Source organism: Thalassomonas sp. RHCl1 (assembly GCF_947387555.1).
Lineage (GTDB): Bacteria > Pseudomonadota > Gammaproteobacteria > Enterobacterales > Alteromonadaceae > Thalassomonas.
This window is the reverse complement of the sequence record NZ_CANDNZ010000008.1, coordinates 35,843-57,053: the sequence shown is the minus strand read 5'-3', so window position 1 is coordinate 57,053 and position 21,211 is coordinate 35,843. Positions and strand designations below refer to the sequence as shown.

Annotated in this window: 19 protein-coding genes; 7 read left to right on the top strand and 12 right to left on the bottom strand. The window is 47.6% G+C overall.

The window, feature by feature from the left end:
• The first annotated feature begins 31 nt into the window (after positions 1-31).
• Positions 32-505, top strand: a complete 474-nt coding sequence (gene argR, locus QL234_RS20925) for a transcriptional regulator ArgR (protein WP_281559714.1) — start codon at positions 32-34, stop codon at positions 503-505.
• Positions 506-720: 215 nt separating this feature from the next.
• Here argR and QL234_RS20920 read toward each other — a convergent pair whose 3' ends face one another.
• The 6 genes from QL234_RS20920 to arfB form a co-directional block, all read right to left on the bottom strand.
• Positions 721-1,647, bottom strand: coding sequence for a Dyp-type peroxidase (locus QL234_RS20920; RefSeq protein WP_281559713.1), 927 nt, complete (start codon positions 1,645-1,647; stop codon positions 721-723).
• A 303-nt stretch (positions 1,648-1,950) separates the two neighbouring features.
• Positions 1,951-3,195 (bottom strand): ammonium transporter, encoded by a 1,245-nt coding sequence (locus tag QL234_RS20915; RefSeq protein ID WP_281559712.1) that lies wholly within the window; start codon positions 3,193-3,195, stop codon positions 1,951-1,953.
• A 13-nt stretch (positions 3,196-3,208) separates the two neighbouring features.
• Positions 3,209-3,547 (bottom strand): P-II family nitrogen regulator, encoded by a 339-nt coding sequence (gene glnK, locus QL234_RS20910; protein WP_044841217.1) that lies wholly within the window; start codon positions 3,545-3,547, stop codon positions 3,209-3,211.
• A 322-nt stretch (positions 3,548-3,869) separates the two neighbouring features.
• Positions 3,870-4,706 (bottom strand): HDOD domain-containing protein, encoded by an 837-nt coding sequence (locus QL234_RS20905; protein WP_281559711.1) that lies wholly within the window; start codon positions 4,704-4,706, stop codon positions 3,870-3,872.
• Positions 4,707-4,847: 141 nt separating this feature from the next.
• The gene (locus QL234_RS20900; protein WP_281559710.1) at positions 4,848-5,687 is read right to left on the bottom strand and encodes a DUF2797 domain-containing protein; all 840 of its coding nucleotides are present in this window, start codon (positions 5,685-5,687) and stop codon (positions 4,848-4,850) included.
• A gap of 63 nt (positions 5,688-5,750) precedes the next feature.
• The gene (arfB, locus tag QL234_RS20895; RefSeq protein WP_281559709.1) at positions 5,751-6,164 is read right to left on the bottom strand and encodes an alternative ribosome rescue aminoacyl-tRNA hydrolase ArfB; all 414 of its coding nucleotides are present in this window, start codon (positions 6,162-6,164) and stop codon (positions 5,751-5,753) included.
• Between the two features lie 188 nt (positions 6,165-6,352).
• Here arfB and QL234_RS20890 point away from each other — a divergent pair, with 188 nt between their 5' ends.
• Positions 6,353-6,634, top strand: a complete 282-nt coding sequence (locus QL234_RS20890; RefSeq protein WP_281559708.1) for a GIY-YIG nuclease family protein — start codon at positions 6,353-6,355, stop codon at positions 6,632-6,634.
• A gap of 142 nt (positions 6,635-6,776) precedes the next feature.
• Positions 6,777-7,487 carry a DUF3581 family protein gene (locus tag QL234_RS20885; protein ID WP_281559707.1) on the top strand — a complete coding sequence of 237 codons (711 nt, stop codon included), beginning with the start codon at positions 6,777-6,779 and terminating at the stop codon, positions 7,485-7,487.
• Positions 7,488-7,542: 55 nt separating this feature from the next.
• Here QL234_RS20885 and QL234_RS20880 read toward each other — a convergent pair whose 3' ends face one another.
• Together QL234_RS20880 and QL234_RS20875 are read right to left on the bottom strand one after the other, a co-directional pair.
• Entirely contained in the window at positions 7,543-7,788 is a 246-nt protein-coding gene (locus tag QL234_RS20880; protein ID WP_281559706.1) for a PGPGW domain-containing protein, read from the bottom strand.
• A 175-nt stretch (positions 7,789-7,963) separates the two neighbouring features.
• The gene (locus tag QL234_RS20875) at positions 7,964-8,491 is read right to left on the bottom strand and encodes a hypothetical protein (RefSeq protein ID WP_281559705.1); all 528 of its coding nucleotides are present in this window, start codon (positions 8,489-8,491) and stop codon (positions 7,964-7,966) included.
• A gap of 113 nt (positions 8,492-8,604) precedes the next feature.
• On the opposite strand from QL234_RS20875, the gene QL234_RS20870 reads away from it, so the two are divergent.
• Positions 8,605-9,474 carry a DNA ligase gene (locus QL234_RS20870; RefSeq protein ID WP_281559704.1) on the top strand — a complete coding sequence of 290 codons (870 nt, stop codon included), beginning with the start codon at positions 8,605-8,607 and terminating at the stop codon, positions 9,472-9,474.
• Positions 9,475-9,521: 47 nt separating this feature from the next.
• Here the strand turns inward: QL234_RS20870 and QL234_RS20865 are convergent, their stop codons facing one another.
• From QL234_RS20865 to QL234_RS20850, 4 genes are all read right to left on the bottom strand, one after another.
• Positions 9,522-10,415 carry a class I SAM-dependent methyltransferase gene (locus QL234_RS20865; protein ID WP_281559703.1) on the bottom strand — a complete coding sequence of 298 codons (894 nt, stop codon included), beginning with the start codon at positions 10,413-10,415 and terminating at the stop codon, positions 9,522-9,524.
• Positions 10,416-10,496: 81 nt separating this feature from the next.
• Entirely contained in the window at positions 10,497-11,921 is a 1,425-nt protein-coding gene (locus QL234_RS20860; protein WP_281559702.1) for a sodium-dependent transporter, read from the bottom strand.
• Positions 11,922-12,435: 514 nt separating this feature from the next.
• Positions 12,436-13,272, bottom strand: coding sequence for an HDOD domain-containing protein (locus QL234_RS20855; protein ID WP_281559701.1), 837 nt, complete (start codon positions 13,270-13,272; stop codon positions 12,436-12,438).
• A 108-nt stretch (positions 13,273-13,380) separates the two neighbouring features.
• The gene (locus QL234_RS20850) at positions 13,381-13,857 is read right to left on the bottom strand and encodes a winged helix-turn-helix transcriptional regulator (RefSeq protein ID WP_281559700.1); all 477 of its coding nucleotides are present in this window, start codon (positions 13,855-13,857) and stop codon (positions 13,381-13,383) included.
• A 146-nt stretch (positions 13,858-14,003) separates the two neighbouring features.
• Between QL234_RS20850 and putA the strand changes: the two genes are divergently transcribed.
• The 3 genes from putA to QL234_RS20835 all read left to right on the top strand — a co-directional run bounded on the left by putA (position 14,004) and on the right by QL234_RS20835 (position 21,165).
• On the top strand, positions 14,004-17,828 hold the full coding sequence (putA, locus tag QL234_RS20845; protein WP_281559699.1) for a bifunctional proline dehydrogenase/L-glutamate gamma-semialdehyde dehydrogenase PutA: 3,825 nt from the start codon (positions 14,004-14,006) through the stop codon (positions 17,826-17,828).
• 182 nt (positions 17,829-18,010) lie between these two features.
• Positions 18,011-18,583, top strand: a complete 573-nt coding sequence (locus tag QL234_RS20840) for a TetR/AcrR family transcriptional regulator (RefSeq protein ID WP_281559698.1) — start codon at positions 18,011-18,013, stop codon at positions 18,581-18,583.
• A 242-nt stretch (positions 18,584-18,825) separates the two neighbouring features.
• Complete coding sequence (locus QL234_RS20835) at positions 18,826-21,165, top strand: MMPL family transporter (RefSeq protein ID WP_281559697.1); 2,340 nt, start codon at positions 18,826-18,828, stop codon at positions 21,163-21,165.
• Positions 21,166-21,211: the final 46 nt, after the last annotated feature.

Below are 21,211 nucleotides of genomic sequence, written 5' to 3'. Positions count from 1 at the left end.
AGTAGTGAAGATAACAAAATAGCAGCACATTATGACAGTTCAACAAAAGCAAGAAGCACTGGTACAGGCCTTTAAAGAGTTATTAAAGCAAGAACAATTTGGCTCTCAGGGCGACATAGTCGATGCACTCAAAGCCCAGGGTTTTGACAATATCAGTCAATCCAAGGTCTCGCGCATGCTCAGTAAATTCGGAGCAGTCCGCACCCGCAACGCCCGTCAGGACATGGTTTATTGCCTGCCGGCAGAGCTAGGCGTACCAACGGCAAAAAGCCCGCTAAAACAACTGGTACTCGATATTGAGCATAACGATGTGATGATCATTATCCGCACCAGCCCAGGGGCAGCCCAACTTATCGCCCGCTTGCTGGACAGCTTAAGCAAAAGCGACGGAGTACTTGGCACCATTGCCGGTGACGATACTATCTTTATTGCACCAACAGATGTCAGCCAGATAAAACAGACAATCGGCAAACTGGAAGTCTTATTCTCTAAAAATCTCGCTTAAGTATTATCTCAGCGAAAACCAGTATCACCATTCCTTGGCATCCGTGTGATCATGGTATTGCCTGCAAGGATGCAGGTACTGAATATTTATCGGGAACAGGATATTGACAGCTCATCCTGAGCATCGCCATTCTTTCACATCCCTGTGATCATGGCATACAGCTCATCCTGAGCATAAAAAAGGCCGAATAATTTCGGCCCTTTTCGATTCAGACGTTATTCCTGCGCCAGACTCTCCAGGAAATTTAAGCTCGGCGCAAAAAAGGCGGCGCCGGTTTCTGCCTGGGTATATTTTAACATATGATCTGAATGCCCTGAGCCATCGCCATAAATCATACTTTTTAACATCAGTTCGAAAGGCTCGGGAGAATGGCAGTAAGAAACAAACATTAAGCCCTGCATTTTCATATCGCCGTAGGGCATGCTTTGTCTTAATATTTCGATACTATTGCCCTGTTCATCTTTGAGGTTGGTGCGTTTAGTATGCGCCCCTGGACTTTTCTGTTCGCCGGGATACTCTATGTTATCCACCTTAGTGCGACCAAAAACATCTTCCTGCTCTTTCACTTTCAGAGATTGCCATAAATGCAGATTATGACGATAGCGCTGTACGTGTAAATAACTGCCACCGGCAAAATCACCGTCGCTTTCATCGGTTACCAGGGCAACTTTACGGCGATGGAAACCTTGCGGATTTTCGGTGCCGTCAACAAAACCGGTGAGATCCCGGCCGTCGAGAAATCTGAAAGCATGCACTTCCTCAACCAGCTCTACACTTTCTGCCAGTAAATCGCAAACTTTAGAGCTGACAATATGATTAACGTCGGCGCGATCGCTGCGAACCTCAATATAAAGATCTATGCTCTGCGCCGGGGCAATACGATCCTCGCATTCCATGGCAGGAAAAGGCGCTAAAGATTTTGGCCTGCTGTCGGGATTAAACTCATCCCAGTAATTGGCCCCGATGGCAATCACCCCGGTGAGATTAGACTCAGAAAAACGATCCGCATATTTTTCAAATAATACCGGCAAGCGCGACAACGCCTGTCTGAGATAAGTATTTTGCTCATCAACGGCATTAAAAAATAAATATGAGCCATGTAAACTTGGCTCGGCACAAACTCCGAATTGTTCTCTCGCCATTGTATTTCCTATGGTGATATTTATTTATGTAATAAGCTGCAACATTTTATACCGCTAATTCTACATAAAAGCTATTGTTTGGCAGTAAATCAGTAGCTAAAACAGGTGATTATTTTCGATTATGGTCATAAATCAACAAAAGTGAGCTCCCTGCTCCTTCATATCCGTATGATTGCAGGATTACTTACAGGAGGTAAGGACTTAGCTTGTGCCGGGAGCATACAAGCTGAAATACATCCATGTATAAAAAAGCCAGCAACACGTGCTGGCTTTTGTCCTTGCTAACTTTTACTGCAAAACAGGTTAGCTGTTTACGGAAACAAATTCAGGGTAAGCTTCAATACCGCAATCAGATTTATCGACACCGTTATATTCTTCCTCGTCACTGACACGTATACCCATGACTTTCTTAAGAATACTCCAGACAATTAAACTGGCAACAAAAACCCAGCCGAAGATCACCGCACAGCCGTAAAGCTGGGTTAAAAAGCTTGCATCGCCATTGCTGAAAGGCACCGCCATGACACCGAAGAAACCAACAACACCGTGCACTGAGATCGCACCTACCGGATCATCAATTTTGATCTTGTCAAAACCTATGATAGAAAATACCACTAGCACACCGGCCAGGGCACCAATTAAACTGGCGAAGATCGGCGTAGGCGATAAAGGATCCGCGGTGATCGCCACCAAACCGGCCAGGGCGCCGTTTAAGATCATGGTCAGGTCTGCCTTACCCCAAATAACTTTATTCAGCAATAATGCGGCAACAGCACCGGCAGCCGCCGCAGCATTGGTGTTTAAAAAGATTTTCCCGACCGCGGTGGCATTTTCGGCGTCTGAAACCATAAGTTGCGAACCGCCGTTGAAGCCAAACCAACCCATCCATAAAATAAAGGTACCAAGTGTCGCCAGAGGCATATTCGATCCCGGGATCGGATAAATAGCACCATTTTTACCGTATTTTCCTTTACGGGAACCCAGCAGTAACACCCCGGCTAATGCCGCCGCCGCACCTGCCATATGCACTATACCCGAGCCGGCAAAGTCACTGAAACCGGCTTCGGACAAGAAACCGCCGCCCCAGGTCCAATAACCTTCAAGGGGATAAATAAAACCGGTTAAAACCACAGAGAATGTCAGAAACGCCCATAATTTCATGCGCTCAGCCACCGCGCCCGAAACAATGGACATGGCGGTAGCAACAAATACTACCTGGAAAAAGAAATCTGATTCTAATGAGTGATCGGCGTCAGCGGCCTGGGTGCCGATCAGACCGGCAAAAGAAGGCAATATGCCACCTTCGGGATTATCGACATACATGATGTTATAACCGACCAGAAGAAACATCACACAAGCAATGGCATATAAACATATGTTTTTGGTTAAAATTTCTGTTGTATTCTTAGAACGAACCAACCCGGCTTCCAGCATTGCGAAACCGGCGGCCATCCACATCACCAAAGCGCCGGAAATTAAAAAATAAAATGTATCCAGTGCAAAACGTAATTCACTGACACTTGATGAAACTTTCACTAACTCTTCCATTCTATCCCCTTGGTTAAATTGCTTGGCTGTCTAATTCGCCGGTGCGGATACGAACAGCTTGTTGTAGGTCATAGACAAAGATTTTACCGTCGCCTATTTTCCCGGTATAAGCCGATTTACTAATGGCTTCCACTAAGCGCTCAACCACTTCGGAATTTACCGCGATTTCTAATTTTACTTTCGGCAGAAAGTCGACCTGGTATTCGGCGCCACGATAAAGCTCGGTGTGACCTTTTTGCCGGCCAAATCCTTTCACTTCACTTACTGTCAGGCCTTCAACCCCGATTTCAGATATCGCTTCACGAACATCATCAAGTTTAAAAGGCTTAATGATAGCGTTGACTAATTTCATAAACTTCCCCAGATAGTTGTGCTCTATTGACGAGTTTATAAACAATAGCTGTGCCATTATTTTTTACAGTTATTTTTCAAACAGTTATCTTGAAAAGATAGCATTAACCAAAAACCTTGCCCCTCCTTGGTGCAGCAAAAAACCGGCAACGCTCTTTGATGGTGCAAAAGTAAATTACGGCGTAAAAAAAGTATTACCAGTCAGGGGCAAACAATAAATGCACCGTTATAGGGCGACGGGAAAGGCAGGACAAACCTGGGGATTGCCTGAGAAAGCAGGCAAAGGAAAGAAACCCGAAGACTTCAGGTTTCTTTTATCTGGATTAGTAAATCATCACAGAGCTGGGTTTAAGCACAGATAAAATACCCAGGCGCTCTAGATCGCAATACTCCACCGCAGCATCGAGGATTTGATCATCAAGTTCAATCATATCATCGCTAAAGACAATCGAGTATGGGTGCTCAGGATAAAAACTGTTGCGTATCATCACCCGCTTGGCCAGATAGAGTAACTGAGTTTCACTGCTTGACTGGTCAAAGTCATTATCATCCTGCTCGCGGATCGGCTTGATCAGGCTATAGGGCAATTGCCATAACTTCAGCAATTCCGCAGTACAGTCACCGTAAGTAAAACCTAACACCTCTTGCTGTTTTTGCCAGGGTAAAACCGCCGGATCATCGCTATGGCAGGCAATAACCTTATCCGGATCAAACTGCTGTACCACCAGCTCCCCTAAGTCATGCAATAACCCGAGAATAAATAGTCTTTCGGCATTGGCAATATTCATGGTGGTGCCCAAAAACTTGATCAATAAGGCACAATCAACACTTCTTTGCCAAAAGCTTTCCAGGAAATCTTCTTCGGCATTGATAGGCTTAAAAGCCTCGGTGGTAAAATAGGCGATCACCAGGTTATAGACCTCAGTGATCCCCAACACCAACACGGCTTTAGAAACCGTATCTATCTTGCCCGGGTAATTGAAAAATGAGCTGTTCGCTAACTTGAGTAAGGTACCGGACAAGGCGGGATCCAAGAGGATCACTTCGGCAATATCATCTATGGTGGAGGCTTCATCATCTATCAATTCTTTAATACGGATGAAAGAATCAGACAAAACAAAAATCTCACCTGCCTTTTCGGCATATTCTACAGCTTTCATATAAAGCATTCCTAATAGTAACAATATACGCAGAGATTGTTATGATCGCATTCCTGCGAGGCTATATATCCGAGCAGCAGACTTGCCAACGCCTTGCTACTCTTTTGCTCTACTCATTATAGTCAGAATAAGGGTAAAGTTTTATTCTTCTTCGTATTCTACATGAATATGATATGAGGTATATTTTCGGATATTAATCACCCCGTTATCAAAAATCAGATACTGCCCTTTAATACCCATTAAAGTCCCTGACACTTCAGGGGTTTTATCCAGGTTAAAGGAAGTGATTTTCGTCAAATATTCCGACACCGGAAAATGTAAGTCCACCACAGGTAAATCCAGCGACTGCACCGCATCTTCACCATAGTTCAAGCGAATATCGGCTAACTTATCACTGATCAAAGGTTTAAGCTCTTTTGCTTTCGCCGCTAAATCAATCGGCTCGGCATTGCCTTTAAGCATAGCGCGCCAGTTGGTTTTATCAGCGATAAATTCCGCCAGGGCAATTTCCACCAATCCTGACTGCAACCGGGTATTGACTTTAAAAATAGGCAAGGCCTGGGTTGCCCCCTGATCGATCCAGCGGGTCGGTACTTGTCCCTGACGGGTGATGCCCACTTTTAATCCCGAAGTATTGGCCAGATAAACATAATGGGGGATCATGCAGTGCTGCTCTCCCCATTCGGGCTCACGGCAGGTGCCCAGATGATGGTGGCAGGTTTCCGGCTTCATAATACACATATCGCATTGAGCCAGTTTTTGCATGCAGGGAAAACAATAGCCCTGGGAATAGCTCTTTTTGGTATTGCGCCCGCAGTGGCAGCAAGTAATTTTATTAGCAAAATGAAGGGATATTTTACGGCCGATCAAAGGATTCAGGGGTAAACTCAATTCCCCCACCGGCAGCTGGTAATCAATATTGCCGTCGGCGTCGAGTTGCGCCGTTAATTTGCGTATTGCCCCTACTTCTGTTTTTGTCATTAAACTGTCCTGCCCTCAAATTAAGCGCGCTATACTAAAAAAAAATATTCCTCAATACCAGCACTAGTAATTAACTTTACCACGCAGCGCTTTGGTCGCCCCTTTCTTAGCCTTATTGTCCATGCGTTTGCGATGCGAACTTCTGGTGGGTTTGGTTGCCCTGCGCTTTTTCTGCACCACCATGGCGGAAAGTATTAACGCCTTCAGCCTTTCCAGTGCATCCTGCTTATTCTGATCTTGGGTACGGTAAGACTGCGCTTTGATAATCACCACACCATCGGCAGTGATACGGCTGTCAGCAAGCTTAAGCAACCTCTCCTTATATACCGAGGGTAATGCCGAGCGTTTGATATCAAAGCGCAAATGGATCGCAGTGGCGACCTTATTCACTCTTTGTCCGCCATTTCCCTGAGAACGTATCGCGCTCAGTTCAATTTCCCACTCGGATAAAGTCACTGTATTAGAGATTTCTAGCATTAAACACCCAATCTATATTCGCCGGTTTACCTGCATAACATCATCTGCCGGGCACTTATCAGCGCAAGGCTCACCAAAAAGCCATTTCTGCATTCCAGAGCCTGACCCTGGAATGAACAAGCAAGATAATTTTGCCCGGATAAGTGTAACTTTGCTATCATCGCCTAAAACATCAATAAGCAAAATGAATGTCATCTTCCTGGTACGTCTATTTTTTACGCTGCGCCGATAACAGCCTTTATGCCGGCATCACCACAGATCTTAAGCGCCGGGTCAATGAACATAATACCTCAAATAAGCTCGCAGCAAAATATACACGTGTGCGCCGTCCGGTAGACCTGGTTTATGCCGAGCAATTACATACCAGATCCGATGCAAGCAGCAGAGAATACCAACTTAAGCGGCTGAGCAAGCGGGCAAAAGAGCAACTGGTGAAAAATTTTACTCTCGAGCAGCTGCAACAGCCTTAACACCTGTACGCTTAAAGCCAATCTAAAGCAGAGAGCAATACTGGTCTGCTTTGTAGTCTTACTAATAAATTACTTCGATTTGCCCGGCAACTGCTGGTAGAATGCTGCCGGTTTTCGGCATTGAAAGTGAATAAGAATAGTTATGTTTATTGATAAATTTTACAGCAGCTCAAGCGATAAAGTCCGCTTTTCTCGTCAGCAGGCAAGTGATTTTGCTAAGCAAATCGCCGATGACTTTAATCCACTGCATAACATCGAAGCCAAGCGCTTTTGTGTGCCCGGCGATTTACTCTTTGCCGTGACCCTGGCCCGCGCCGGTTTGCATCAGCAAATGCGCTTTAAGTTTTCCGGCATGGTCACCGATGAAAATGAACTGAATTTTCCACAAAGTCTCGGGCAAGATGTCAAAGTCACCGACGACAACGGGAAAGAATACCTGGAAATCGGCGCTTCAGGTGATAAAACCGATAACCCAGCGTTGATCGAATCTTTGATCAAGGCTTATGTCGGCTTTTCCGGACATACTTTCCCGCATCTGCTGGTTGAACTGATGGCCAAAGAAAATGTCATGATCAATCCGGCCAGACCTATGATCATGTATGAAAGCATGGCTATCGACTTACAGCGTTTAGATATTAAAGAGATCAGCCTGGTATTGGCCAAAACCGAGCTCACCATCGAAGGCAAACGCGGTAATGCCTGCCTGGCCTTTGACCTGTTATCCGAAGGGGAAGTGGTCGGCCATGGCGAAAAACACATGATCCTCAGCGGCTTAAGAGAATTCGACCAGGCCACCATGGACAATATCGCCAACGACTACAATGCCATGAAAGCAGCCTACCAGGCGGCATAATCCCTGTTTTAAGCTTACCCTAAGTCAACTCTATCAAGCTTAGGGTAAGCCCCGGTTAATCTTTCGCCCAACGCCTTTTCAGGGCAAGTATTAGCTTATCTGTTTTCCTGGCACTTGCCGCCAGCCAACGCTGACTTTTCCTTAACCAGGCTTTTGCCAATGGATATTCCAGGCTCAACAGGGCTAAACCTGCGGGTACAAAGATAACCGCGGGCCCCGGAAGCAAAATAAAAACAAGTCCGATAAATAAACAGAAAAAACCGGCAAAGGTGATCAGGTATTTTTTTATTCTTGTCTGCATAAAAAGTTACTCTTCAAGGATAGGTAACAAACAACAGCAAGCTTTACACCAAAAAATAAAAGCCTTAAATATCAATCACTCAATTAAAAATCAAAAATACTTCAACAAGCGCGACTCGTCATTTATGCTAATAGTTGGCTAAATTGCCCGCAGCCATTGATGCTTTAACGGCGCTTCATTTTTGATAATTCTTCTCGAAAAGCTGCTGTTGCAGGCGCTTGTCTTCAACGCATGCGGCAAAAACTTTAATATTCTTAGGCTGCTGGCATTTATCCGGTTGTTTATAGAAGGCAAGCCAGTCCAGCTGTTGCTGCCCCTGATATTCCGCTTTTAATACAATCGCCCTTTGGGTGGCAAAAGGTACGGGAGTCGCCGGGGATTTTTTGGCTTTCGTTGTCCCTTTATTTTTCTCCTGGGTAAGTTTGGCAATTTTTTCCGTCTTTTTCCGCTGATGTTTTTTACTTTTCTTCTTCTTTTTCGCTAGCTTGCCATTTTCACATGCCCACCAGGTATCCCGGGCCCTGGTCTCTTTTTCTTTTAATTTATTACTTTGCTTCAACGAATTGCCGTTTCTTTGTTTCGCCTGTACCTGATGTAGTTTTTCCAGGTATTTTTTACACGCCTTTTTTGCCTGCAGGCCCTGACTAAAACTCAGGAATAATAAAAATGACAGCAGCAAACAATAAGCGCCTATATTTTTCATCCGTGCACACTCCCTTGTCCGCCTGCCGATTCATTTTTATCTCAGAGAAAGTCTAGTCGATAAAAAAGTTTCTATACTTAACTTTACATCAGACACCAACACGGATGTTGCTCATGAAGAAAATCCCGCTTAGCGCCGGTGGCTCTCTTGGTGCGTTGTTATCATTGCTGTTATTCGCCGGGGCTAACGTCCACGCCGGGGATAACCAAGCCCCTGCCAAACCCGAGATCCAGCTGGCAAGCCGCTATCAGGGGCAGGAGAATATCAGCGAATTTTTTATCAGCGAAAAGCTCGACGGCGTCCGAGGCTACTGGACCGGCAAGCAACTGCTAACCCGCCGGGGGAATATCATCAAAACTCCGGTATTTTTCACTATAGGTTGGCCCAATATACCATTAGACGGCGAGTTATGGCTGGGCAGAAACCGGTTCGAGCAGGTCTCAGCGACGGTGCGGACCTTTAAGGCCAAAGCCGAAGACTGGCAGCAGATACGGTTTATGATCTTTGACTTACCCGACCATAAAGGCACCTTCAGCAAACGCATCAAGGCCATGCAGGCCATAGTCACGGCAACGAATAACCCATACCTGAAAATGATCTCCCAGGAAAAGCTGCCTTCCGTAAGCAGTTTGCAGGCCAGACTCAAACAGGTGGTCGATAATGGCGGTGAAGGATTAATGCTGCATCACCGGGATGCCTATTACCAAAGCGGCAGGAATGCCCTGGTGATGAAGCTAAAACAATACCAGGACGCCGAGGCTGTCGTGCTGGCACATAATCCGGGCACGGGAAAATATCTGGATAAACTCGGCTCCCTGCTGGTAAAAACCAGCGAAGGGATCATTTTTAAAATCGGCACTGGGTTTAGTGATCAGGAGCGGGAGTTTCCGCCGCCGATAGGCAGTACCATTACCTACCGCTATACCGGAAAAACCAAAAATGGCGTGCCCAGATTTGCCAGCTTTATGCGCCAACGTCACTGACGCTAAACGCTCCCTTACCCAGGTAAGAAACAAGGTCAGGAGCGAGGTCAAGCACAAGGCAAATAAGTAAAGAGCAACACTTTCAACCCCTTGCCCTGGTGCGCTTCCTGATAAACCTCAGGCGGGCTGACAAAGGAATCAAAACGGCACTCGGGACATTCTGCCTGTACCGTTTCCAGTAAAAAGTTTTCATCCAAGTCCGGGGAGTTCAGGCATAACATCAGGCGGCCGCCATCTTTCATTAATTGCGGAATACGGCGGATGATCTTGGCATAATCCCGCTCGATATTAACACTGCCCTTTTGAAAAGACGGCGGATCGGAAATCAGCAAATCATAAGGCCCGTGTTTTTTTAACCGGCCATAGGATTTAAAGATATCCACCCCTTCAAATTTCACCTTAGCCGTATCCTGGCGGTTTAACCTGTGATTATCCCGGCCTTTGCCTAAGGAAGCTTTACTGACATCAACATTAACCACCTTAGCCGCGCCCCCGGCAAGGGCTGCCACGGAAAAGGCACAGGTATAGGCAAACAGGTTAAGCACATTTAAGTCTTTGCTGTTCTCCTTTACCCACTGCCGGCCGTTACGCATATCCAGGAATAAACCGGTATTTTGCGCTTTGCCCAGTTCAATATGATAACTCAGCCCCAGCTCCTGTACCTGGGTATGCTCTATGCCCTCTCCCAGCAAAACTTCGGTGGGGGCCATGGCGCGGCAACGGTATTGCACCTGCACCGAACGGCAATCCGGCACTAAAGCCTGCAACGCCACCGCCTGCTCTGCCAACCAGCTCGCTTCCACTTCCTGATATAGGGTGATCAAGACCACCGGCGGCAACCAGTCGACATTGACATGGCTCAGGTTTTCATAGGCATGGCCGCGGCCGTGAAACAGGCGCTGGCATTCGCTAAAATTTGTGCTGGTAATAAATTCAATCATGTCATTTCACTTAAGGATAAAACAGCAAAGCCGCCGATCAGTAACCTGACCGGCGGCTTTTATCAAATGGATTCGTTTGAACTAAAAGCCAAATAAACTGACGGCAAAAAACTTATGCGCCAGAGTATTAATAAAGATGAAGAAAATTATAACAGGAATAAAAGTCCCCAGGGAGAAGTTAATATACTTCTCAATAAAGGAGCCCTGGTAATTTTCGTTGCCTTTGGCCAGCTCTTCAGAAAGCTTGGCTTTTTTCCAGCGGTAACTGACAAACAAACACAACAGGAAACCGTTCAACGGTAAAATCGTATCGTAGAAAATATCATAAATCACGTCAAAGAAAGATTTAGTACCGCCGGCATAAGAAGTAAACTCGGTAAAGAACTGCACCATACCAAAAGAAACCGTGGCAAATAAGGTCAGGATCCCCGCGGTCATTAATAAAATCGACAGCGCCTTTTTCCGGCTGTGCTTTTTCTCACCGACCAGATAAGACACAGGTACCTCAATAATCGACACCAGGGAAGTAATGGCGGCAAAAAATACCAGCAGGAAGAAGATCGCCGCAACGATACTGGCGCCGATATAACCTATGGTCGCCTGCAGGGCTAAAAAGATCTTCGGCAGGAACACAAAAATCAGGGATATGCCGCTGTCGCTCAGCTCCGCCGGGTTGATGTTGGGGTTAAAGGAGAACACCGCAGGCAACACCATCAAACCGGCGGTAAAGGCAACACCGGTATCAGTCAGCGCAACCATTTTCGCCGAGTTGGGAATATTGGTTTTATTGTTAATATAAGATCCGTAGGTAATTAAAATCCCCATCCCCAGCGACAGGGAAAAAAACGCCTGGGATAAGGCGCCGTTAATCACCGACGGCGTCAGTTTGGAAATTTCCGGGATAATAAAGAATTTCACCCCCGACATGGCGTTGTCTAAAGTCAGGACAAAAACCACCAACAAGATCAGCATAATAAACAAGGTCGGCATTAAGATTTTTGCCGCTTTTTCGATACCGTCTTTGACCCCCGCCACCAGGATAAAATTAACAATTGCAGCAACTACCGCCATGGCGGCAAACAGGTAAGGACTGGTAATAAAATCGTTGAAGCTTTCGCCGCTGGCAAGATAATCCAGGTTACCCGTAACTATCATCGCCAGGTAACCGAAAATCCACACCGTGAGTACCATATAAAAGACCGCGATCATAAAAGGGGTCAACACCCCGAGCAAACCGGGAAGACTCCACCACTTACTGCCGCCGCTTAAGGTGTTATAGGCGCCGACCGGCTCTTTCGCGGTTTTACGGCCCACCGCCATTTCCGCGATCATCACCGGCAAACAGATCAAAAATACAAATAATGCATAAACCAGCAAAAATGCACCGCCGCCGTTTTTGGCGGCATTAACAGGAAAACCAACCAGGTTACCGATGCCGACGGCTGAACCGGCCGCCGCGAGAATAAAACCGATGCGGGAACTAAAATGTTCTCTTTCTGTACTCATAAATGTCCTTAATTATAATTTTTTTAGGGCATGTCATCATTTTTGATTGCCTGATGCTATCAGGCTTTAACATGCTTGTCTTCCCTTGTCTGGAACGAAAGCGGTTCCGATAAAGTGAAACTGTATAAATTTCCTTGCAATGCAGGTGGTTAACGCAGGAAACGCCGTTTAAAAAAACAACTAAGCGTTTCGTAGTTAAGGTAAGTAATTGCGTAAACGTTTGAAATACCGGGCAGGATTTTAGCCGATAACAGCCTTATATCAAACCTAATAAATAAGTGACCAAGATTCAATGAGGATAAATATTCAAGTTCACAGCTTTATAGCTCCAGACTAAAGCTAAGCACCTGCATCCTTGCAGGCGAGGCGCGAGATTGATCCCGACATGGATGTTGGCTATTAGGGCAACGCAGGAGCAGTTTGCCGGGCAATAGCTGGCTATTGGGATTGAACGCAACGAAGAAGTTGAATGTTTAGACCATTGAAGATGGTTAATTAATTATTTCGTTTGATATCAATAAAGCTTGGCATTCATAATCGTTAAAATATTATCCGCTTCATCGGTGGCAAATTCAGCCGCTTCTGCCAAATCATCGGCATAGATGCCTAAACTGTGGCACAAACTCTCATCCACGGTTTCATCATAACTGAATTCCTCGGGATCGCTGTCCACCAGCGCCAGCCGTGAAGCCAGATACAAGACTTTAACATCTTTATTGATTTGAATATTATGGGCCTGGTGAAAATGGCGGATCGGCAGGATAATTTTCTCCGGAATTTGCCAGATCTTTAAGATTTCGGCAGAAATTTCCGTGTAATTATACCCCAGGTGTTCTTGCTGCAAGTGCCAGGGCAGGGCTTCGGCCGAGTATTTTTCACAGCGTTTGGCCACGTCCGGGGTAAAGTTAGCCACCAGCAATTCGCCGAAGTTTTGCAGCAAACCGGCAACAAACATACGTTCTATATCGCGGATCCCCGCCTTGATCGCCAGGTTTTTCGTTGCCAGGCCGCAAAAAACACTCATGCGCCAAAAGCGTTTTAAATCAATCGCCTGGTTGGCAAAATGCTTAAAAGCCGAACTGGCGATATCTACCAGCATCATATTATAAATGGCCTGGGTACCGATAATGGTAATGGCACGGGAGATGGTACTGATTTCCCCGGGGAAACTATAAATGGCACTGTTGGCTATTTTTAATAGTCTCGAAGTCATCGAAGGGTCGACGCTGATAACATTGGCAAAATCTTCAACATTGGAAGTCTCGTCATCCATCAGGGCTTTGACTTTAAAACAAGCATCGGGCAAGGCAAAAGATCCGTCCGCCTGGCTTGCATATTCATAAGCATTCATCAGCTATTCTCTTTCTTGGTTCTGCTGTTCAAATCCGCTGTATACATTGTAGTGTAACTTGTTGCAAATATTAGTAAAACAAGAAACATAAACAAGCGCCTTTCGCCGTTAAAGTATCGGCAGGCCCAGGTCCTGTTTAACATTCTCCATCACCACATAAGTATGGGTTTGGGAAACCGCAGGCAACTCAACGATCACCCCGAGTATTTCCCGGTAGGCCTCCATATCTTCAAAGCGCAGCTTTAACAGATAATCAAAACCGCCGGCCACCATATGGCATTCCGCTACCTCCTTGATTTTCACCACCTGCTCCCTGAACTGGTTAAACACATCGGCGGTGGTGCGATCTAAGGTCACCTGAATAAAGGCCGACATGCCATATTTAAGCTTAGGGGCACTGAGTACGGCAGCGTAGCGTTCAATATAACCTTCGCTTTCCAGCCGCCGGACCCTTTCCAGACATGGGCTGGCACTGAGGTTGACCTGCTTGGCCAGTTCAACATTGGAAATCCGGCCGTCTTTTTGTAAAACATCTAAAATCATCAGATCAATACGATCTAATACCCTGGCTTTAACTTGGTTCATCTTTCAGAATTTTCTATGCCATTTGTTAATTCATGCCATATAAAATACTGGAAAATCCGAAATTTCGCCAACACATTCTGCCAGTGATTGATTAGAATTTGCTATCGATTTTTTTATCCCTATTATGACTATTTCCGGGTGAACACATGATTTTTAACGGCTCCCTAACCACCGAAAATACAATAAGACAAACAATCCGCAACCATTACCGCGCCGACGAAAATGCGGTACTTGAACATTTGCTGCCGATTGCAGAAATTGATGTTGAAGCCAAGTCCAGAGCCTGGGATTATGCCCGCCAGCTGGTGGTGAATATCCGTAAAGACCAGGTAGGCAAAGGCGGCGTCGATGCCCTGCTCAATGAATTTTCCCTGTCGTCGGAAGAAGGCGTCGTCTTAATGTGTCTGGCAGAAGCCCTGCTCAGGGTGCCGGATGCCGACACCGCCGATAATCTTATCCGCGACAAACTCGCCAACGGCGACTGGAGCTCACATTTAGGCAACAGCGACTCATTGTTTGTTAACGCCTCCTCCTGGGGTTTATTGCTGACCGGCAAACTGGTCAACTATTCCGATGAAAAGAAACAATCCCAGTTCGGCTTATTGAAAAAAACCGTTGGCCGCCTGGGAGAGCCGGTGATCCGCAAAGCAGTGCGCTACGCCATGAAAATCATGGGCACCCAGTTTGTTATGGGTCACACTATCGGCTCCGCCATTAACCGCGCACAGGAAACCGAAGCCAAGGGCTACCGTTACTCCTACGACATGTTAGGGGAAGGCGCCCGCACCATGGCGGATGCCGATCGCTACTTTGACAGTTACGTTAACGCCATAGACGCCATAGGCACGGCCGCGAAAAACCGCGGACCAATTAACAGCCCGGGCATCTCCATCAAGTTGTCGGCGATACACCCAAGATACGAATTCTCACACCGCGAGCGGGTGATGGAAGAATTGATCCCAAGACTGAAAAAACTGGCACTGGCGGCCAAGGCCTATGATATCGGCTTTACCGTCGACGCCGAAGAAGCCGACCGTTTAGATATTTCCTTAGACGTTATCGAAGCGGTATTCGCCGATAAAGACCTCGACGGCTGGCAGGGCTTTGGCATCGCGGTACAGGCCTATCAAAAACGCGGTATCTTTGTGATCGAATGGGTGCGTGAGCTGACCCAAAAAGTTGGCCGCCAGATGATGGTGCGCCTGGTTAAAGGCGCTTATTGGGACAGCGAAGTAAAAGAAACCCAGGCAGAAGGTTACCCCGACTTCCCGGTCTTTAGCCGCAAGCCAAGCACAGATGTCTCCTACCAGGCCTGTGCCAAGAAGCTGCTGGAATATCGCGACAGCATCTACCCGCAATTTGCCACCCATAACGCCTATACCGTTGCCACCATTTTAGAAATGGCACAAGAGCTTAAAGGTTTTGAATTCCAGCGCCTGCACGGCATGGGGGAATCCCTTTATGATCAGGTTGTCGGCGAAAAAGGCGTACCGTGCCGGGTATATGCCCCGGTGGGCGAACATGCCGACCTGCTGGCCTATCTGGTACGCCGTCTGCTGGAAAACGGCGCCAACAGCTCTTTTGTCAACAATATCGTTGACGAAGCTATCCCGGTAGAATCCTTACTGGTAGACCCGGTGGAAACCGTGCAGGGCTGGCAAGACAAATACAACCCGCAAATTCCACAATCTCTGGATCTTTATGGCGACGAATACGGCAAAAAGCGCATCAACTCCAAGGGTATCGACTTAACCGATATCGATGAAATCACCGCGATGCGCACTAACCTGGATAACTGGTTTGCCTCGCGTAAAGACCTGAGTGCAAAAGAAGGTGAAGTAGCGGTAACCAACCCCGCCAACTTTAACGAAGTGCTGGGTTATATCCGCCACGTCGATGAAACCGAAATGACCGCTTTAGTCGACGGCGCCGAGCAGGCCTTTGCCAGCTGGTCTGCCACCCCGGTACAAGAGCGGGCGCAAATCCTGCTTAAGGTTGCCGACAAACTTGAACAGCACAGGGACGAACTTATCGCCTTATGTACCAAGGAAGCGGGTAAAACCATTCCTGACGGCGTAGCTGAAGTGCGTGAAGCCGTTGATTTTTGCCGTTATTATGCAGCACGTGCCGAAGAGCTGCTTGAAAATAACAGCCTGGTTTCCCGCGGCGTAGTCTTATGTATCAGCCCGTGGAACTTCCCGCTGGCCATTTTCTTAGGTCAGGTTTCCGCTGCCATAGTCACCGGTAATACCGTAGTGGCAAAACCCGCCGAACAAACCAGCTTAGTTGCCTTAAGAACCATAGAGTTGATGGTGGAAGCCGGACTGCCGCAGGACGTAGTAACCCCGGTGATCGCCCGCGGCAGCAAGGTCGGCCAGCATATAGTGCCGGATCTGCGCATCCAGGCAGTCATGTTTACCGGCTCTACCGAAACCGGTAACTGGATTTCGAAGAAACTGGCCGAGCGCTCAGGCGACCCGGTACCGCTGATTGCAGAAACCGGCGGTCAAAACTGTATGATAGTCGACTCCACCGCCCTGCCAGAGCAAGTAGTTGATGATGTCATCTCTTCCGGCTTCCAGAGTGCCGGCCAACGTTGCTCGGCCTTAAGGGTATTATTCGTACAGGAAGATGTCGCCGATAAGATCATCTCCATGATCACCGGCGCCATGAAAGAATTGCACTTAGGGGATCCCGCCTTCTTAGGCACAGACGTTGGTCCGGTAATCGATGGCAAAGCGCTGGGCGCCCTCAATGATCATGTCAACTACCTGCAATCGCGCGGCACTTTACATTACTGCTGCAAGGGGCCGGAGCTGGAAGCCGGCATAGCTGAAGATCAGCACAACTTCTTTACCCCGCGCCTGTATGAAATCTCGGATTTATCCGTGCTTACCAAAGAAGTGTTCGGCCCGATCGTACATGTGATCCGCTACAAGGCCGATCAACTGGAGCAGGTTATCGACCAGGTGAACGGCACCGGCTTTGGTTTAACCATGGGCATACACACCCGGATAGAAGAGAAAAGCCGCTACCTGGCCAGCCGCTCACGCGCCGGTAATGTCTACATCAACCGCAACATGATCGGCGCTGTAGTCGGCGTTCAACCCTTTGGCGGCCGCGGCTTATCCGGCACCGGCCCTAAGGCAGGCGGTCCTTTGTACCTGACCCGGTTAGTAAAAGAAAACGTTACCCCGGTCCAGGTCAACTTAACAGCTGAGCAGGAGCAACAACTTCAGCAGGCCATTGAAAAGGCCAAAACCAACTCCGCCAGAGTCGGCCAGCTGTTAAACCAGGCAAAAAGCAGTGAAATCAACTGGAGCCAGACACCGTTAAACAACCGGATTTCCGTGTTACGCCAGCTACTGGCCCAGCTCTCTTCCAACAAGGTAGTATTGAGCCAGGAAGAACAGCTGCCGCAGGCCTTAACCGAGGCAAGAAGCCAGCTGTTAGCCATGGAAAAAAGACTGGAAAAACCACAGGAGCTACCGGGACCAACGGGTGAGTCTAACATCCTTTACCTCGAAGCCAGGGGTACGGTCGCCTGTTTACGTTGCCAGCAAACGCCGTTTAGCTTCTGGTTGATTTCGGTATTAACCGCCATGGCCAGCGGCAACTGTGTCTTTGCCCTGGTAGACGATACTTACCTGGCGGAAGCCGAAGCCATCAAGAGCCTGTTGATCCAGGCCGGTATGCCTGAAGGCGTATTCCAAATAGTCGCCCTTGGCCACTTGCCGGACTTATTGGCAGACAGCCGCTTAGCCGGGGCGGTGGTCGATCACGGCAGCGGTTTAAAACAACTTAGCGGTGAGATATTGGGCGGCCGCAGCGGAGCAATAGTGCCGCTGATCACGGCAACCAACTACAGCAACCTGCTGGAGCGGTTAGTGACGGAAAAAACCGTTACTATCGATACCACGGCAGCCGGTGGTAATGCTTCTTTGATGACCATGGAAAGCAATGTCGGCTAAGCCACAAATATAAATCACATAAAATGAGAAAAGGAGCTTAGGCTCCTTTTCTTTTGCTCCCTCCCGGTAGAAGAGTCAACCACAGTTCACGGCCACAAACGAATCACCTGATGTTAAACAACAGCAGCGGTTAAATAAAAACCCCTTGAATACTGACATACATGTAAGTAAACTTGTCCGCCATGAGAGATGCCATATTAGAAATAGCCGAGCAGCAGTTAATGCGTGGTGGTTACAGCAAGCTTAATTTCGCCACCATAGCGAAAGAGCTCAATACTACCCGGGCTAACCTGCATTATCATTTCAAAAACAAGGAGACCCTTGCTATTGAGGTGACTCGTCGCTATGTCGGCTTTTATCTCAGGGAATTCGAGCGGCTGCGCTCCGTCTATAAAGGTAACTTTTTTGCCTTATGGCCTGTGGTTGAAGAAATGATCTGGATGCAGCCGGATAACAGTGATGATGCAAAAGTAGATTCCTGCATCAACCTGGTCTCGGATCCCGAGATTCCCGAGTCCATTGCCATCTTGTCACGGGACAGCTTCAACAAAATACACAATATAGTAACAGGCATTATCCAGGATGCCGTTGATTGTGGTGAAATCCGCAACGACATAGACGTTGACCGGGAAGCGACACGTTGCCATGTGTTAATGATAGGCGTAAACGGCTGCGGACAGCACCAATTGCTGGTTCGCGAGGCGAAAAAGTTACTGAGCGGTTTATTGGCCGAATGGGCTGAAAGCCTTAAATAATTAGCTTTTTTCCGCCCTAAAAACTTACTTACATGTAAGTGAGTTTAAAAATAACAAACAGTTATAAACAGACCAACAGCCTGGATATTTTTTTAACGAACCAACTTACTTACATGTAAGTATGCTTGATAACTTTGAATAAAGTAAAGAGTGCAATAACAAACCCAAAGCGGTTTTTTTTAAAAAACAAAACTTACTTACATGTAAGTTAAATTATAAGACCCAGAGTCTTTGGAGGAAACGTGAGAGATAAAATTTTTAACTTCACCATCAGGCATCCGCTCTGGGTGATACTGGCATTGGTAACTTTTGCCATGCTGGCGGCGGCCGGTGCGCAAAAGCTGGTTTTTAAAAGCGATTACCGGGTCTTTTTCGATGAGAATAACCCGGAATTGATCGCCTATGATGCCATGCAAAAAATCTATAACAGAAGTGATAATGTCACTTTTGTGATCGTGCCCAAAGACGGCAATGTCTTCACCCGGGAGCATCTTAGCGCGCTGAAAACCCTGACCGAAAAAAGCTGGCAGGTCCCCTACTCTACACGGGTAGACTCACTGACCAACTTTCAATATACCTATGCCGAACAAGACGATTTGATTGTTGAAGACCTGGTAATGGATCCGCTAAGCCTGACCCCGGGCCAACTGGCAAGTATCCGGCAAATCGCCTTAAACGATCCTCAGCTCGTTGATAAAACGGTCTCCGGACAGGGGCATGTTTCAACAATCGAAGTGGCGGTAAAGTTACCGGGTATTGATCCAGCAGCCGAAGTACCGGAAGTGGCCGCTTTTGTCAATAACATGCGTGATGAGTTTCTAACGCAAAACCCCGGCGCCCAGGTGCACTTGTCGGGCATGGTGATGCTTAACAACGCCTTTACCGAAGCGTCAATGAAAGACGGCGCCACCCTGGTGCCGCTGATGTTTGCCACCGTGATCCTGATCATCGGCTTTTTACTGCGCACCATCTCCGGCACTGTCTCTACCGTGTTGATCATCTTCCTGAGCATAGGCAGCGCCATGGGACTGGCGGGCTGGATGGGCCTTTATCTTACCGGCGCTTCCGCCTCGGCGCCCACCATCATTCTGACACTGGCTGTCGCCGACTGTATCCATATTCTTGCCTCGATGTTTTATGAAATGCGCCGCGGCGTCGAGAAAAAACCGGCCATCATCAAAAGCCTGCAGGTTAATTTCAAGCCGGTATTGTTAACCAGTATTACCACGGCTATCGGCTTTTTAAGCATGAACTTTTCCGAGGTCAAACCATATCACGACCTGGGTAATATCGTTGCCATGGGGGCCATACTGGCGTTTATCTTCTCTGTGACCCTGTTCCCGGCATTATTGGCAGTGTTGCCGGTCAAAGTAAAAGTTGAGCCGCAAGGTTCCAGCAACATGATGTCAAAACTGGCTGATTTTGTTATCAAAAAACGTAGGCTGCTGCTGCCGTCGGTCAGTGTTGTAGTTATTGCCCTGGCGTTATTCATCCCGAAAAACGAGATCAACGACGACTTTGTCAAATACTTCGATGAAACCGTCCCCTTTAGAACCGCCACCGATTTTATGCAGGAAAACCTTTCGGGCATGACCTTGCTGGAGTTGTCTGTAAAGTCCGGCAGCCCGGAAGGCATTAACAAACCTGAATTTATTAAAGCGGTATCGGATCTCAGTGACTGGTTACGCCAGCAGCCGGAAACCGATCATGTCAACACCATTACAGACACCTTAAAACGCCTCAACAAAAACATGCACGGCGATGACCCTGCCTGGTATAAATTACCGGACAGCCCGGAAATGGCGGCACAATATCTGTTGCTGTACGAGATGTCTTTACCGTACGGCCTGGATTTGAATTCGCAGCTTAATGTTGACAAATCATCCACTAAGTTGATTGCCACCTTTAAAAACCTCACCAGTCAGGAGCAAATCGACTTGGCGAAGCGCATTGAAGCCTGGTTCGCCCAACATTCCCCCCAGTATCAACTGGACCTGGCAAGTCCAAGCTTTATGTTTGCCAATATCGGCCAAAAGAGTATCGTCAGCATGTTAATCGGCACCCTGGCGGCGCTGATCCTGATCTCCTTTATTTTGGCCTTTGCCCTGAAGAGCTGGCGTTATGGCTTGATCAGCCTGCTGCCAAACATTATGCCTGCGGCGGTTGCTTTTGGTGTCTGGGGCCTGATTGACGGTCAGATAGGCATGAGCCTGTCCATGGTGATCGGCATGACCCTGGGTATTGTCGTCGACGACACGGTCCATTTCCTCAGCAAGTATCTCCATGCCCGCAGGGAAAATAACAGCGATGCCAAAGCCGCCGTACATTACGCCTTCGGCAACGTCGGCAGTGCCTTGTGGATCACCACCCTGGTATTGGTGGCCGGTTTCTCGGTACTGGCGCAGTCGAGCTTTAAGCTCAATGGTGAAATGGGCCTGTTAACCGCCATCACTATTCTAATTGCCCTGATCATCGACTTCCTGTTGTTGCCGCCGCTACTGATGGCCATAGACAACAAAAAGTCAAAACAGCACAACAGCAAAGCAGCAGCGAATGAATTCACCCCTGAGCCTGCCGCATAACAGAACACATTGCCGGTGAGCATTATTTTCACCGGCAATCAAGTAC